Below are 16,507 nucleotides of genomic sequence, written 5' to 3' on the forward strand. Positions count from 1 at the left end.
AGGACTTACGCAAGCACACTATATACATTTATCCACCCAAACGCGAAATAGTTCGACAATAATGCACCACTTGCCATGAATTTCCCAAACTACATCGTGACGTATCAAAGAGTTAAGTGCTGGCTGTAAATTTGTCTCGTTTATGCCAGTAATTTCAGCTAGCGTGTTGATATCGAGTCCTTCTCGGTGAGGTGCGATCGCTCTTAATACCTCTTGCTGTCCGGGAGCACCCCGCGCCGCCTGACCCCAAACGCCATCGAAGTAGTAACTTCCCCGCTGAAAGAATTCAGGGTCATTAATGACTGCCCTCACATCTTCTACTGTAAAGACCGGATCGCGAGAATTTCCCATGTCAAAAACTTGCTCATTGTAGCGGCGAACTAGCTGAAATCCCACTAGCTGAACTAAATAAGGCTGTCCAGTAGTCCAAGCATAGATTGCAGATAACGCTTCTGGCGCGTAGTCAAGAGGGAAATCTTCATGAGGATTAGCAAGAATCTGGCGGGTAGCTGCACTTTCCATGAAGCTAACCTTGATATTAATAAAACTAGCAAAGAAAGGGTGAGAGTAATCCCCAGTCATCTCGTCTAAAGTATGCAAACCAGCCAAGGCAAAAGCTATTTTAGGACTCATTTGTACCATCCCCCGCAGAACCTCCATAAAGTCACTGTCAATCTTTCCCTTCTCAATCAGTTTTTCAATCTTCTCAAACTCATCTAAAGCAATAATCAAACCCGTTTCACTCAGATTGGCCTCTACTTGTTTCAAATAGCGCTCAAAAGTACGGTAGGGAAGATTCAGAAAATCCGCATTGGCAGGAGGTGGAATGTTGACAGCATCAGAAATTTCATCGCTAATTGCCATCAGCACCTCTGCAACTCCTTGACGAATGTTTCCCAATCGGAATAGATTGACATAGGCTACTTTTACCTGTGACCCTAGGGACTGGGCCGCATTAAGCAGAATAGAAGTTTTGCCCATGCGTCGATGACCGTAGATAACCACAGACTGAAGTTGCTTACTCGATATCCACAGTTCTTTGAGCTGTTTGAGTACATCCTCTCGTCCAACAAACAGGTTGCCCTCAACAGGGTCGCCAACCACGTAGGGATTACGCACTCGTTCAGTAATAGAAACGTTCCCAACCTCACTAGCTACATCTAATATCGCTTGCGACCAATTCCAGGCAATTTTTCTAACTATTTCTCGCTCTGGTTGAGGTACAGCATCAGGTTGATCCCGCAACTTTTTTAGTTCTCCTAAAGCATGGCTAAGAGCGAAGGCTCTGGCAGAACGAGACGAACTATTCTGAATAATTTCAATATCCGTTATAATCTTATACAAGCTAGCTAGCGCTCTCCAAGTATCCAAACGCAGCCAAGGTTTTTTAGGGAAAGTATATAGCGATAGCGTAGCAAGATCATTCAATTTTATAGCCTTCTGATACTCATACATAATTAGACTTATCCTCCACATTTCGTCTCCATAGGGTAGAGACCGCACCTCATAAAATGCTTTCCTTGCATAGTATAGCGACTGCTCATGCAAACACAAGAAACCACGAGCAACAGCGCGAGCATGAGGCTCAAATTCAATAAAATTTGTATACATAGAACCTGAAATCAAACGTACCAATTCCCATTTGTAAGGGGGAGCTGTTAAATGTGCTATACGATAGACAAGTTGTTCTGGTTCTTCAGCAAGAACTTGGTTTAAAGCTTGAATTACAGGAATGAACTGGAGAGTATAAGTATAAATTTCATAAGCATTATGTATTCCTGTCTCCCAATCTTGTCGCAGCCATTCTTTTAATTGCTCGGTGAGATAGAGATTAGGCAGGACAGTTACACGAGGAAACACCAAGTCTAGATTGTTTCTAGAGAATTTACGCATTTCAAAGACATAATCAGAGGGCAACTCTTCAGATAGGGGAAGATGGGGAGATGAAGAAATTAGAAAATCAGAATATCGGGAACCAAACTCATTACTCAAAACCCTTGGGCTGCGGTTTTCTTTAACTCTGTGCGTCAGTCCTCTTTTAAATAATGTTTGGCTTATAGGTAATGTAACAAACCAGTTATCTGGGCGCAGCAATCCTATAAATGAACCAATTACACAACTCACAAAAAAAACTCCGCGAACTAACACGCTTTTTAGAAATACAAGAAAATCGGTGACTTTGAACTCAATTGGTAGACTTAAGCAAAGCATTAATGACATTAATAACACTCCACTAATAACTAATATAATAGCTGAGTCGTCCACCTCTAAAATGGCTAGTGTCGCAATACCTCCTACACCCAACCACATACCTGCTAATAGCCCTAACATTAAGATAACTCTCAGGTTAGTATATCCTTCTGTTAGAGCACTAACTGTGAAAATTGCCAGATTAAAATTTAAGCTTAAAAAAATGATTATAGTTAGATACTTGGCTGTTTGCGACTGAAATTTGGATGAAAATATATCATTTTCAAAGAATACCAATCCCAAGGTCATGGCACACAAAATAATAGTAAAAAAAATGCTGGATGATATATATTCCGCATCTACTACACAATTAATCGAGTTAAGAATTACTATCCAAGTCAATAGTGTAATGAATATGACTACCATTACTTGTATAAGTAACCTAGCTATTATGGGATTAAGCAATAACCCTGAATCTTTTTTAGAATTTTTGTAGCGCTCTGAAATAGATACTCTATTGTAGACATACCAGCGCAAGGCTTGGGGAAAGAAAAACACCCAGTATAATAACCGCAAGTAATCGATGGGCTTTGATAATGAAAGAGGTCGCTTTAATTTAGGAGCTAAGTTTAAACGGGGAACGTCGGTGTTGCGATCGCTCATTTTACATCCTCCACATATCGCGCATAATTTTGATAGCACAACTTCATCAGTCGTCGTGGATGACCGCCACTTTCTTTTACTAGCTGACTTGTTTCCTCTTCAGTAAAACACACCGAAGTCATCGCAAGACGAGCTTGAATAAAAGCACGGGCAGTTGCTTCATTCCAAGGTTTAATATAAAGGTCTTGAAAAATATTCTCAGGCGGAGAATTTGTTATGTCATCCTGACAGTCATTAAAGAGTCGCTTGAGGGGCTCGCTAGCAGCTACTATCATTTTAACAGACGCGTTTGACCCCTCAGCTAAAAATCGCAAGTGTTCTCTCAATTCAAGGCTAAAACCTTCCCTAGCCATCTTTCCGAAATTATCTATAGCCAGCAGCACTCTATGGTTTTTCAAAGCACGATTCAGCATAGTTGGAGAGCTTTCAAAGATGTCAACTTCTTCGCACAAAGCTGTATAGAATTCATCTTCATCTCGAATTCCATTGAGGTCTAAGTAAATTGGCTGCCGTGGCGATAATAGGAAATTTTCAGCCTGTTGACAAATAGCCCATAGCAGAGAAGACTTCCCGATGCCTTCTTCTCCTATTAAAGCTACACTGACTTTGTTGTTAAGAACCTCGAAAACATCCCTAATTTCCCCTTTTCTGCCGAAAAACAGTTGCGGGTCGTCAACTTTACCAGTCTGAGGAATAAAAGGGTTAGAGGAAATAGCAGGGGTGCGATCGCCTGTACTGAATGTACTCCTTCGACTTGACAGCCAGTCTAAATACTTCAATTTCAGCCAAGCTAGAAATGTAGCATCTTTCTCTTCACTCCTCATGTATTTATTGCCCAAAAAACCTTCCAAGTTGTCTTTTGGATAGTAATGCTTGTTGTAGATATTCCGCATTTGCCTTTCAACAGTTTCAGGGTTGATCGGAATGTCAGAATTTTTTTCTGCGCTCGCTACCTCTGCAACCTCTTTGTTACTCTTGAACGTATTTTCATCAGGAAATTTAGCCAGAAAAATAGCTCTCTCTTTGCGACTCAAGTCATAAACTTCAAATCTCTCCAATAAAAAGCTTTGCCATAGGTTCACAGTCCCAGCCACTCCAACTTATTTAATAATTTGGTATTTCTATTGTTGAGTTTAACATAACTAGCGCGAACCTAGAAATTTTTTCCGCTTTTTTGAACAACCGGAAAAATTTTTCCGGTTATTTTTGTGAGCTCGGAAAAAGTTTTCCGATTTTTTTGTGAAAGTAGCTTATAAGCTGTTATTTAGTGGTAAGCCTTCCACCGCAAACTTGGAAAAAGTCAGGAGATAAACATGACACAACTAATTGAGTACATCCAGACAGCTAAAGAATTTGCTGATGCTTATGGCATAGCACATCTAGATCGCCTGCTGGCATTAGCTGAAACTGTCCCCAATTCTCCGAAAACTCGATCATCGACTTTTACAGTTATGTCTAATACAATTTTGGAGGAAGTGGAAATGGCTGGATTTCATCTTAATCCTTGGCTAAAGACTTTGATTCTAAGTAACAATGTTGAAGTAGTTCGAGATGCGATGGCTGTAGTTGAGGAAAATCGCTGCCGGGGAATAGTGCGGAACGGCGAAGGGCTGTTAGTACAAGCTATCCGCAACCAATGGAAACCCCATATTTCAGCTTAAATAGTTGAATATTAGTCTCAATTACTGCTCAAGGAAAGAAGCAAGCTTGAAACTTAGGGGCGATCGCTATAAAGATTTATGCGAAAAAACAACGGCTATTGATTTTGAACCGCAGATGTCGGCGGATGTACGCGGATGGACGCAGATGAAAATCCGGTTTCTTCTAATTTTTGGCTAATTCTGGCGGCCGCCCCATCAAGCCTGTCATAAGCCGCAAGGCTAAAAACCTCACTGGGGGAATAGTCCGCAAACACCACAATCCGAAGCGGCGAAATGCTACAATTGGCAGCCAAGTATTAGAAAATAATCTGTCTAGAAAATCGGTAAATCCTAACACGATTAAATTCTCTTTTTTGCGCCAGTTGTGATACCGTTTCAATACTCGCAAATCGCCGATGTCTTCGCCTTTTTGGTGCGCTTGCTGCAAGATTTGGGCGATCGCCCCAGCGTCTCGAATGCCCATATTTAATCCCTGGCCGCCGACGGGATGGCAGCAGTGGGCGGCGTCGCCAATTAGTGCTAATCTGGGCAAAACGTAGCGATCGCTCTGCATTAACTGCACCGGAAACAAAAAGCGATCGCTCTCCAATTCCAAACGCCCCAAAAGCCCGCCCGTGCGCTGTTCCAACAAAGTCAAAAACTCTTTTTCATCCATTTGTTGCAAAGCTTTAGCTTCCGCGTGGGGTGCTGTCCAAACTACTTGACAGCGGTTGCCAGGTAATGGTAAAACTCCCATCGGGCCGCTCGGCCAAAAGCGCTCAAAAGCGATATCATTGTGCGGTTTTTCTGCTTTAATAGTGATAGCAACGCAGGATTGCCAGTATTTCCAGCCGCGAGTGCTGATGTTGGCTTCGGTGCGGATGCGCGATCGCGAACCGTCAGCGGCGACTAATAATTTGGTGCGAATTGTTCGAGTTTCGCCGTTTTGTTTGACTTCTATTTCGGCGCAATCGGTTAAATATTTTACCTCGACTACTTCCGCCGGGCAAACCCAACTAAAATTCGGGTTTTTTGCCAAACATTCGTGCAAAGCTGACAGCATGACTCGGTGCTCGCCGACATAACCTAAAGCTGTTTTTGGTACGGGCAATTTGCCAGTATTTCCCAAATCTGGGCGGTGGAATTCGACGACGCCGGGATAGTCGCCGTCGCAGAGGCTAATTTGCTCGAAGGTGGTAATTTGCGGCAAGATTTGCTGCCACACGCCGATACCTTCTAAAATCATTCCTGATAGTAAGGTAATTGCATAAGCTTGTTTTTTGGCTGCTGCGACTGCGGGGAGTTGGGTTTCGATTATGGCGATTTTTAAGCCGGAATCTTTTAAGGCGCTGCCTAAGGTTGCCCCAACTATGCCGCCTCCGACGATGGCTATGTCAAAGTCGAGTGTCTGTGTTTCGGTGGAGGCTGTTGTGGGAGAAAGTTCGTTTACAGGCATTTTCAAGGGAATTTGTCAAAGTTAATTGGAATGTTACTTTTTTATTGTAAAGAATTATTTCGATTTAGGGCGATCGAGAAGCGGAGAGTAACAGGATTCGTGAAAATCCAGGTTTTCAGACTACGATCTCCAAATGCAAGCCCTGGATGCACTCGCTACCTCAGAAACCCGGTTTCTCCCTATATTTCTCGTCACTAAACGCAAAACTCCTAGAAACCGGGTTTCTAGCCCCCCCGATGGGTGAACCCTGAAACTAATGACTGCTGACTCATGACTACTGACTACTGACTAATGACTGGAAGCCTCCGGCTTCATCCGTGGAGAAATAAAAAACGTGTATCCTATAAACAATCCCCCGAATTTATCCGTGGGGTCAATGCTTCAATCTAAAATCTAAAATCTAAAATCTAAAATCGATTGACCATTTCCTTTGTGTTTTCCGCAGCCAGCGCTGATACTTTTTGGGAAATGGGAATTTCTATGACAAACTCTGCACCTTCCCCGAGCGCGGAAATACACTGCAAATTGCCTCGGTGTTTTTCAACTATAATCTGATAGCTGATTGACAGTCCCAAGCCTGTGCCTTTGCCGACGGGTTTAGTAGTAAAAAATGGGTCGAATAACTTGTGAATAACTTCTTGATTGATTCCCATTCCGTTGTCGGCAATCCGAATTGTTACTGTGTCTGAATTCGCACTCGTGCTAATCCGAATTGTCTTGGGGCGAAAAGAGATTTCGATTTCGTTTGAAGCATGATTGTTGTACTCTTCGAGGGCGTCGATCGCATTTCCTAAAAGATTCATAAATACTTGATTGAGCTGACCTACATAGCACTCGACTTTTGGGAAATTGCCGTATTTTTTGATAATTTCAATAGCCGGACGAACTATATTAGCTTTGATCCGGTGCTGCAAAATTAGCAAAGTGCTTTCGATTCCTTCGTGAATGTCAACGAGCTTCATCTGCGATTCGTCGAGTCTGGAAAAGTTGCGTAAGGATACAACTAAGTCGCGGATGCGATCGGCTCCTACTTTCATTGATTCCAAAATCTTTGTAAAGTCTTCCATTAAAAAATCGATTTCAATATCTTCGGCTGCTTCTACAATTTCCGGGACGGGATTGGGGTAATTTTCCTGGTAAAGGTGGAGCAAACCGAGCAAGTCTGTGGCGTATTCGCTGGCGTGGGTGATGTTGCCGTAGATGAAGTTAATCGGATTGTTAATTTCGTGGGCGACGCCGGCGACTAGCTGCCCGAGAGAAGAGATTTTTTCGGTTTGGATTAGTTGAGTTTGAGCTTGGTGCAACTCGCGGACAGCTTTTTCGAGCTCGGCTGCTTGCGATCGATACAGTCCCTCGGACTGCTTGAGTGCTTCCAAAACTTGGACTCGATCGCTAATGTCGGTGTGAGTTCCCACCCATTCGCGAATGCTGCCGTCTTCTGCTAAAACTGGAACTCCGCGCACCCAGAAGTGTCTGTAGCTGCCGTCTGCAGCCCGCAAGCGGTGCTCGACTTCGTAGAGACTTTTGGTTTCTGCTGCGCGCTTCCAAGCTTGGGCCGTGATCGGGCGATCGTCTGGGTGAATTGCCGAAACCCAATTGTCTGTAGCTTCCTCCCAACTTTGACCTGTATATGCCATCCAGTCGATCGGTGAGATCGGCTTTCCCTGGCCGTTTGTCGTCCATACCAGTTGCGCGGTGGCCATTGCCAGCGATCGGTATCTTTCCTCGCTCAGACGCACAAATTCTTCGGCTTGCCGGCTGGCTGTCACGTCGCGCAAAATTGCTGTGAATATGATTTCCCCTGCCACTTCGAGTTTGGAAATAGAAGCTTCGGCGGGAAATTCAGTACCGTCTCGGCGGCGGGCGAAAATTTCTTTGCGGCTGCCCATTTTTCGGGCTTGTTTAACGCCTCCGCCGAAATTGCTGACGAGTTGGCTGTGAGGGGCGGCAAAAGCTTCGGGCAACAGCAGGCTCAGGGATTGCCCGATCGCCTCAGCAGCCGTCCACCCAAAAATCCGTTCTGCACCTTGGTTGAACAGGATAATTTTTTGGTCAGCATCTACGGAAATAATCGCGTCGTCGGCAATTTCTAAAATGCCGGCGAAACGAGCTTGAGACAGTTGCAGCGCTTGTTCAGCTTGGAAGCGATCGCTGATGTCGCGGGCGATCGTCGAAATGTATGCGAGTTGGCCGCCTGGTGCGGAGTGGGAGATGATAACTTGGCTGACGGGAATTTCGAGTCCCGATCCTGACACGAAGGCTGTTTCTCCGCTCCAAAAGCCCTCGGAAACAGCGGTGGCGATCGCTTGTTTCAAAGTGCTGCGGGCTGAGGCTGCCGTGAATTCTGCAACTTGTCGCTTGGATATATCTTCGTTTTCGTTTATACCCACCATTTTTCTGCCTGCTTTGTTGATGTAAACGGCGCGTCCTTCGAGGTCCCAGATACCTACAAAATCCGGTGTTGCTTCCAGAATTGCTGCCAGACTGCTGTTGGCGATTTCGGCTTGTTTGCTCTCAGTAATATCGCGCGCGATGCTAACTATACCGCTGATATTTCCTAGTCCATCCCGGTAAGCGCTTTTTGTAGAAAGAAATGTCCTCAAATTGCCTTTAACTGGCAGCTCTTCTTCGATCGCTTGCGTTTTTCCCGCTGCCATAATGGGGCGATCTGTTTTCCTAATATTGCCCGCAATTTCCGGCGGAAATAACTCGCTGTCATCTTTGCCGATAATTTCGTCTACAGACTTGCCAATTATACTGGCTCCGGCAGCGTTTAGCATCATGTAACGGCCCTGAATATCTTTGACAAATAGGGCTGTTGGTGTACTGTTGATGACTGTCAGCAATAGGTTGTAGTTATTTTGGAGTGCCTGCTTTGTTGTTTGAGATTCGATAATTTGCTGCTGCAATTGCTCGTTGGCGATTTGCAGTTGGAGAGTCCGTTTCTCAACTTTATTTTCTAAGTCTGATTTAGCTTTCCTCAGTTCCAGTTCCGCTCGATAGCGCTTCCGGTCAGCGGTGCAGAGAGTTTTTGCATTCTGCCAAATTAGAACTGTAAAAATAATCACGTTCAATACGCTTAACAGCGATATTCCTACATCAGACCTGTAGGCTTGTAAGCGCTCTCCCGAGATGATAAAATAACCCACTAAAGGCGGGATAATAATTGCCTGCGGCAACAAGCGCCTCGCCATGATGCCGCCAGCGCGATCGCTCGCAATTACTGCTATCAATCCTCGCTCTGGATTAGTAAATAAAATGCCAAAGCTCAGCAACATAAATGCTGCGGACGTGTGCAAAGCCATTCCTGTATTATCGCCAATTCTGTAAAATAAAGCTTTGCCGTAGATGTAGCCTATTAAACCCAGAAATGCAATAAAAAATGCTGAACAGCTTAATATTTGAACCCCTAGATATTTAGGGCGGCGTTCTGACAGCAGCAGCAGGGCTGTTCCCAGTAATAAAAAAGCAGTAGCAGTATTTGGTGCCATCCGTCCTGGTGTTCCGGGGCTTGTCAAGGTGTAACTTTCTTTAAATAGCAGTTGGTCGATGCCTAAGTCTAAATTAAAGCTATATTCAACTAAGGTTAAGAAGGTAATTAATATAAGAAAAAATGAGCAGCTATAAATTAAAAATTTAGTGATTATTTGATGCTTTATTGCTGTTGATTCGGCGCGCCGTCGCTGTTGGATGAACAGAGAAAACCCACTCAAAATAAAGCAGACCGCAGTATTGGCTTTCATGGTCACGAGTCCGGGCAGAATGCTCTTTAAGAGTGGCAGATCGAATATCCAACCCAAAATGACTGTACAGCCGATCGCGATGACTGCAATACTAGCTTTTTTGGAAAAAGACTGGACTGCGGCCATTGGGGTTAATGGCGTTTGCACTTGTTGTGCTCCTTCAAAAAGTTCCAATTTCTAGATCCCTCAAATTATTGGGTTTTCTACGTATCCAAGGTAACAATAAACACTGTAGTGATATTGTTGCCCGCTATACAAAGCTGCTTAAGATATTTTTCAAACTGCTAAGCATAAAATATGAATTATTTTATCTAACTTTAGATATATAGTCAAATGAAGGTTGGAGGCTCTTATGTAGAAGGCATCCGGCAGAATTCAATAATTTTTATTGGTTGTAAATTAAAAAAAATTCCTTGTTCCTTGTTCCTTGTCCCTTATATCTCTGAAATTGGCGCCCGATTCATCGGCAAGACCGAGTGTTTTTACTCAGTACATGGAGGGATAATGGTAGCGGATGAATCGATCGGCAACAATATCACTCGCATTGTAAATCGGCTGATGCGGCTGTGGGAAATGCGATCGGCAAAAAAGTTACGCTAAACTGTCCTTTAAAAAACTTGACAATATCCACGAAATCGCTTATGTTTTTTATCTTAAAAAATTTTGCTACAATCCTCAATCTTAGACCAATTATTAAAAGTCCCAAAATCCGGTAAGGACACGGCATTGCCGTGTCCCTACAGATGAGCGCGTACAATGGTTTTGGGTTTTGTTCGTCAACTAATGACGGATGACAACAGTCAACAGTCAACTGACAACAGTCAACTGACAACAGTCAACAGTCAACTGACAACAGTCAACTAACTCCCAACTTTTGAAGTGCTTGCAAAGCTTCGGTTGCTGAGGGGTAACGCTGGGGGAAAGCGTACAGCACCATCTGGTCTAAAACGCGAGCAAACTCCGGAGTGACAGTTGTATTTTTCTCCCAGATGAGATTCCCTAAATTATCAACTCTGAGTTGTTTCGGGCGCATTCCTGTCAAGGCTTGAATCCCGATAATCCCGACAGCATAGATGTCGCTGCAAAATTTCGGTGAGCCAATGGCTTGTTCGGGGGGGATGTAGTCTTGCTGAGTACCGCCGCGCGATTTCGTTTGACCGATGCTGTTTTGTGAAGTGTTGATTTCTTTAACCGCCCCAAAGTCAATTAATACAATCTTGCCATCTGATGTCCGCCTGATTAAGTTTTGAGGGTGTACATCGCGGTGAATTACATCTTGTTTGTGAACGAAAACAAGCACTTCCAAGATATCTTTCAACAAAGCGATAACCTGATGTTCTTCCCAAGGTTGACCTTCGGTTAGTTCTTGATACAAGGGTTGCCCTTCGATGAATTGATAGACTAAATAAAAATATCCATCTTCTTCAAAGCGAGCTAACAATTCTGGTATCCGATCGTGTTGGCCCAATCGATATAAAACCCGCGTTTCTCGATCGAATAACTGGCTGGTTTTTTCCGACTGACTTTTCAGGCGCTTGACAAGGCAGAAAGGGCGATCGGGCAAGTTTTCATCTTCAGCAAGATACGTATCGCTGTACTCGGTACTCACCAAATGTTCGGTGATTCGGTAACGCATCCGCATGAGTTTGCCCAACATCGGATCGGTAGGTTTACCGGGTTGTGTGCCTTTTTGTACAGATCTCATGATGCAGTCCCAAAGATTTGCTCCGACTACTTTTTCTTCTTGTCCAATAATTCCTGCTTGCTTCAGTACCTTGGTGAGATCTTTCCACAAGTTGTAGCCGACATACCGCCCCAGGTAGCCCACTGTGTACCCGCGGGCGATCGGATCGTTTTGCTGAATTTCTTGGTACGTCAAACCCCCTACAACGCCTCGAATTATCGACTGTTGCAACCGACTCAGGTGTTTTTCCGTTTGTTCGTATACCAGATTGTCTAAAAAAATTATTGCTTCTTCTACCGTCATAGTTTCATGGCTTAAGTTACTTGTGCAGCAGCTACACACTGGCTTTTTATATTTATGTTATAGACCGTTTACTTGGAAATTACTAAGTTTTTTAATATCTGAAATATATCTTGATAAATATGATTTTTATGAATCAAAATTGTGATTTTTATGATATTAATTTACTTGACAAATCGTTGATGAGTTAATTTAAATTCACTGATTTTGCTCGGAGAGGATCTGAGGGATTTAAAAAGATATCGCTCGGAGTAGTGAGGACGTGCATCGTCTGATGAGTTTTATGAGGAATCGAGTCCTCACTACAAACCTATAAGGGTTATTTGAGCAGCCGGATAAGCTGTTTTGCATTGAGATTTAAAATTTCGGGCGGGCTCTCCTGCCCACCCCACAATAGTTTCAAGAAACAAGATTCTAAAATTTAGATTCGCACCAGCTTATTAACTGTTAACAGCTAACAGTTAACAGTTAACAGTTAATTTTTAAGCTTGTTCACGTAGCCCCACAAACTGTAATCTCGGCTCAGCCAACCCCGGAAAAAAGCCATCTGAGTCGGATCTTCTTGCACCCTTTTGTAGCGGTAAATAATCCGCTCGTTAATCATTTGCAGCGCCGTATTTTTGTTGTTAGCGGCTTTCAATGCTTCCTTGGTGCGCGGATCGAAAATTCCGGTTTGCGGCAATCCTAAGGCTTGCTGGAGAAAGGTAATTGAGTTATTAATACCGAAATTAACGGCGGTGTCAAACATGACGATCGCCAAAGCCGGCTGCATCGTGCCAGAGAGGCTCGAATCCCAGTAATTTTTATAAATTTCTAGGAGCTCTGCTTCCGACATCTGCGTCACGTCGAGAGGCGGAAGCCCTCGACTGTAGCGGTAAGCGTTGTATTCCGTTTGCAAGACACCCCGATAAGTTCTGCCGCCCTTATCGGCTGGGTGATTGCTGAATCCGCCCTCAAAATAGAGGGTGAAATAAAGAGCCGTTTGAAATAATTTCTGCCTAAAGCTGGCTGTCTGCTGCTGCTGTGCGAAAGTCTTTTGGGCAAAGGGTAAGGGAATTGCTAAGGTTAACAAGAGTATCCCCAGCAGGAGGTTTGGTTTCCACTTGATGTTATGTTGGCGCTGTGTCGCTTGCTTGTCGCTCATAAATTCTCTGTGACGATCGCCCGTAGTTCCGCTAAAACTGCTACTCTGCAAAATAATATAGATTCAACCTTTAACTTGATAGCACAGATAGGCCGCCAAATGAATTCCGATTTTCGCAACCAATCCGAAACACCCCAATTTGAAGATGCTGCATCGCTGACAGTAGTTGCAGAAATGTATTACTCTCAAGGCAATTTAGCAGCAGCCGTCGCTGCTTGTCGCCGAGCTCTGGAATTGCAACCGGATTGGGCGGCGGCTTACGTGACAATGGGGAATGTGCAGCAAGCAAGCGGCTACATTGAGGAAGCGATGCGGTTTTATTCTGAGGCGATCGCCCTGAATCCCGACTTTGCTGAGGCCTATGCTAATTTGGGCAGTATGCTCTACAAACAAGGGCATTTGGTGGAGGCGATTGTCAATTACGAAAAGGCGATCGAACTTAAACCGAATTTGGCTGCTGCTTACTGGAATTTGGCAGGGGCACTGAAGCAGCAGGGGCAGCCGGATGCAGCGGTAGCATACGAGCAAAAAGCTCTCGAACTCAATCCCCATCTGGCTGAGGTAGATTTTCACTTAAATTTAGGAGAGAAATTAGCGCGGCAAGGGAAGTTAGATGAGGCGGTGGCTGCATGGCAGCAGGCGATCGCATTCAAACCCGATTTAGCCGAAGCATACTGTCAAATTGGCATAGTTTTGCGCCACCAAGGCAAATTTAAAGACGCAATACCCAACCTTCAAAAAGCCCTAGAAATTAAACCCGATTTTATTTCGGCTCACCAACATTTATGCGGCATCCTCAGAGATACTAGCGATTTAGCGGCCGCGCGGCAAGCCGTTCACAAATACAGCCAAATGTGTGCCGAAACCGATCCAATTATGACCGCGATTTACTTCGTCAGCACCTATCAAGTGTCGGGATTGAATCAAATTGCGGGCGATCGATTTTTAGAGCTAGAGTCGTACTTGCAGCAAAACTTAGAAACCGCTAGTTCGATAGAAATTAAATCGCTTTATGCAAACTTATTATTCAGCACGCCTTATTTGCGAGATGACTTGGCTGCCAACTCAAAACTTTACAGATTAATTGCCCAAAAGTATATCGACAAATGTATCAAACCTAATTTTTCTCAACCCGCAAATTACAGTTTCAAACCAAATGCCCCATCCAGCAAGTTAAAAATCGGCTTTTTGTCCAATCACTTCAGCCGCCATTCTGTAGGTTGGTGCAGCGCTGACATCATTCGCGAATTGTCGGACATCACACCCAATTTGTATTTGTACGCTTCCGAAAGAATTGTTCCTGACGATCGCACTCAGCAATTTGAAAGTTTTGGCAAACTGACTTTTCCGAAAACGTACCCTAACGGACTTGCCAATTCCGCAGAAATTATCGACCAAATTCAGCAAGATGAATTGGACGTTTTAGTCGATTTAGATTCTCTCAGCGTACCAGTTCACGCTGACATTTTATACCAAAAACCCGCACCAGTTTGTGTTTCTTGGCTCGGATTTGATGCTCCTTACATATCGCCGGAAAATTACTTTCTTACAGACTGGCACTCGCACCCAGCCGAGCGAGAAAAATATTATGACGAGCAGCTAATTAGGATGCCGGATTCCTTTGTAGCTGTGTCAGGTTTTCAGAGATATGGAGTCGATCCGGTTGCATTGAGAAAGTCGAATCGGATCGGTTTGGATCAGATAGTTTACCTGTGCGTCGCTCCCGGCAGAAAATTTAATCGCGAGTTGGTGAAAGCACAAATTGCGATTCTCAAAGAAGTGCCGAACAGTATCTTAATTCACAAAGCTTTAGGCGATGCTGCCGTGTTTGAGGGTGCGTACCACCAAGCTTGCGAAGCTGAAGGAGTCGGCCGGCACCGAATTAAGTTTTTGCCGAGGTTTGCTACTGAGGAAGAACACAGAATTATCTATTTGCTGGCCGATGTTTTGTTAGATTCTTATCCTTACAACGGAGGAACTCACACTTTAGAGGCTTTGTGGTTTAATTTGCCGGTGGTGACTCGCACAGGAGAACAGTTTTTGTCGAGAATGGGTTATTCGTTTTTGCAGGCTTTGGGAATTGAAGCTGGTGTGGCTTGGTCTTGGTCGGAGTATGTGGATTTGGGTGTAAAATTTGGTAAAGATCCTGAATTGAGAAACGCAATTAAAGCACAGTTGGTGAAATCTAAAGATGGAGCCAATTTGTCGCCGCTGTGGAATCCGAAAAAGTTTGCTGGAGATATGTATGCGGTGTTTGAAAATTTGTGTAAAATCAATTTTGAAAAGTAGGGAAACGGCATTTCCGCGTCCTAGTTCCCGCGCCGGACACGGCAATGCCGTTTCCCTACAATTAATCTGGGGATGGTTACATTTTTCATCAAGGAAGATGGATTATTTTGGGTAGGGAAACGGCATTGCCGTGTCCTCGGTTGCCTATCGTTCCGATGCCAAGGTCAACGACATCATTCCTCATCTCAAATCTCAAATTTAAAATGGTATGACTTCAACACTACCAACTATTAAGTTTTTAAAACAGCCGACTTCGGAAGCTTGGATAGAACAGGCGATCGCCAATTTGGATACAATCTTATTAGACCATTCTCATTGCGAACGGAAAGCAGCGGGAGTAGCGTTAAATTTAATGTTTCGCTACCCAGCCCGAGAAAAATTGGTAAGGATGCTAACGGCGATCGCCCGCGAAGAATTAGAGCATTTCGAGCAAGTCAACCAGCGCTTAGAACAGCGCAGTATCGCTTTGGGCCCTTTGGCTGCACCTCCCTACGGTGCTGGTTTGTCCGGTCAAATTCGCAAGCAGGAACCGGAGAGACTTTTGGATTCTTTGTTGGTTTCTGGTTTGATAGAAGCGCGCAGTCACGAACGGTTGGGGCTGCTGGGCGATCGCTGTCCAGACGCGGAATTAGCTAAGTTTTACCGCAGTTTGATGGCTTCGGAAGCGCGCCATTACGGGGTATATTGGATTTTAGCAACAACTTATTTCGATCGCGCTCTTGTAGTTGACAGGCTGGAGGAATTATCATTAGTAGAGAGCGAGTTACTGGCAATTCTTCATCCTGAACCGAGAATTCACAGTTAAAAGTTAGCTGCATTTAAAAACTGTAAAACACAAAAAATCAGTAATTTTACAGTTGCTAAAGTCAAAAAATAAATATACATTTCAACCACCAATGAAAACCCAACATCTGGATTTTTTAATTCGTTCCTGGGAAACGCGCGATCGCGCTGAGGCTTTCTATTTAATTCGGGATGTTTTAGCAGAGTACGGTTTAAAATGCGAACCTCACGGGGCAGATCGAGATGTCTATGATGTAGAACTGCACTATCAGAATAAAGGTGGCGAATTTTGGGTAGTTGAACGGCAGGATCGAATAGTGGGTACGGCGGCTTACTATCCGATTGAGCGCGGGAATAATGCTGTGGAAATTCGCAAAATGTATATTTTGCCAGCAGCAAGGGGACAGGGTTTGGGGAAATTTTTACTGAAAGAATTGGAAAGTAAAATTATCGATTGCGGATTTGATGAAATCTGGATAGAAACTGCTAGCATTCTCAAAGAAGCTGTTAAACTGTACGAAAATAGCGGATATCAACCGACAACTGGTGTGGAGACGCAAAGGTGCGATCGGGTTTACGTAAAATCTCTAGGTATAAAAAAGCTATAATTACTAA

The 16,507-nt window shown here is 44.0% G+C and carries 10 protein-coding genes; 4 read left to right on the forward strand and 6 right to left on the reverse strand.

The annotated features are described in order from the left end of the window. Positions 1–18: 18 nt before the first annotated feature. Positions 19–2,853, reverse strand: a complete 2,835-nt coding sequence (locus QUA13_RS15390) for an ATP-binding protein (RefSeq protein WP_333199790.1) — start codon at positions 2,851–2,853, stop codon at positions 19–21. Then, positions 2,850–3,935: an ATP-binding protein gene (locus QUA13_RS15395; RefSeq protein ID WP_333199792.1), complete on the reverse strand. Its 1,086-nt coding sequence runs from the start codon at positions 3,933–3,935 to the stop codon at positions 2,850–2,852. Before QUA13_RS15395 ends, QUA13_RS15390 begins: the two co-directional genes overlap by 4 nt. A gap of 231 nt (positions 3,936–4,166) precedes the next feature. Between QUA13_RS15395 and QUA13_RS15400 the strand changes: the two genes are divergently transcribed. Beyond that, entirely contained in the window at positions 4,167–4,514 is a 348-nt protein-coding gene (locus QUA13_RS15400) for a hypothetical protein (protein ID WP_333199794.1), read from the forward strand. A gap of 163 nt (positions 4,515–4,677) precedes the next feature. Here the strand turns inward: QUA13_RS15400 and QUA13_RS15405 are convergent, their stop codons facing one another. The 4 genes from QUA13_RS15405 to QUA13_RS15420 form a co-directional block, all read right to left on the reverse strand. Then, positions 4,678–5,949 (reverse strand): FAD-dependent hydroxylase, encoded by a 1,272-nt coding sequence (locus QUA13_RS15405; RefSeq protein ID WP_333199796.1) that lies wholly within the window; start codon positions 5,947–5,949, stop codon positions 4,678–4,680. 407 nt (positions 5,950–6,356) lie between these two features. Further along, positions 6,357–9,866, reverse strand: coding sequence for a PAS domain S-box protein (locus tag QUA13_RS15410; protein WP_333199798.1), 3,510 nt, complete (start codon positions 9,864–9,866; stop codon positions 6,357–6,359). A gap of 682 nt (positions 9,867–10,548) precedes the next feature. Next, positions 10,549–11,679 (reverse strand): serine/threonine-protein kinase, encoded by a 1,131-nt coding sequence (locus QUA13_RS15415; protein WP_333199800.1) that lies wholly within the window; start codon positions 11,677–11,679, stop codon positions 10,549–10,551. 472 nt (positions 11,680–12,151) lie between these two features. Continuing rightward, complete coding sequence (locus tag QUA13_RS15420) at positions 12,152–12,820, reverse strand: glycosyl hydrolase 108 family protein (RefSeq protein ID WP_333199836.1); 669 nt, start codon at positions 12,818–12,820, stop codon at positions 12,152–12,154. Positions 12,821–12,919: 99 nt separating this feature from the next. On the opposite strand from QUA13_RS15420, the gene QUA13_RS15425 reads away from it, so the two are divergent. The 3 genes from QUA13_RS15425 to QUA13_RS15435 all read left to right on the forward strand — a co-directional run bounded on the left by QUA13_RS15425 (position 12,920) and on the right by QUA13_RS15435 (position 16,500). Then, the gene (locus QUA13_RS15425; protein ID WP_333199802.1) at positions 12,920–15,109 is read left to right on the forward strand and encodes a tetratricopeptide repeat protein; all 2,190 of its coding nucleotides are present in this window, start codon (positions 12,920–12,922) and stop codon (positions 15,107–15,109) included. 208 nt (positions 15,110–15,317) lie between these two features. Beyond that, positions 15,318–15,914, forward strand: a complete 597-nt coding sequence (locus tag QUA13_RS15430; protein WP_333199804.1) for a tRNA isopentenyl-2-thiomethyl-A-37 hydroxylase MiaE — start codon at positions 15,318–15,320, stop codon at positions 15,912–15,914. A gap of 91 nt (positions 15,915–16,005) precedes the next feature. After that, the gene (locus QUA13_RS15435; protein WP_333199806.1) at positions 16,006–16,500 is read left to right on the forward strand and encodes a GNAT family N-acetyltransferase; all 495 of its coding nucleotides are present in this window, start codon (positions 16,006–16,008) and stop codon (positions 16,498–16,500) included. The last annotated feature ends 7 nt before the right edge of the window (positions 16,501–16,507 follow it).

The organism is Microcoleus sp. S28C3 (assembly GCF_036700785.1).
Lineage (GTDB): Bacteria > Cyanobacteriota > Cyanobacteriia > Cyanobacteriales > Microcoleaceae > Microcoleus > Microcoleus asticus.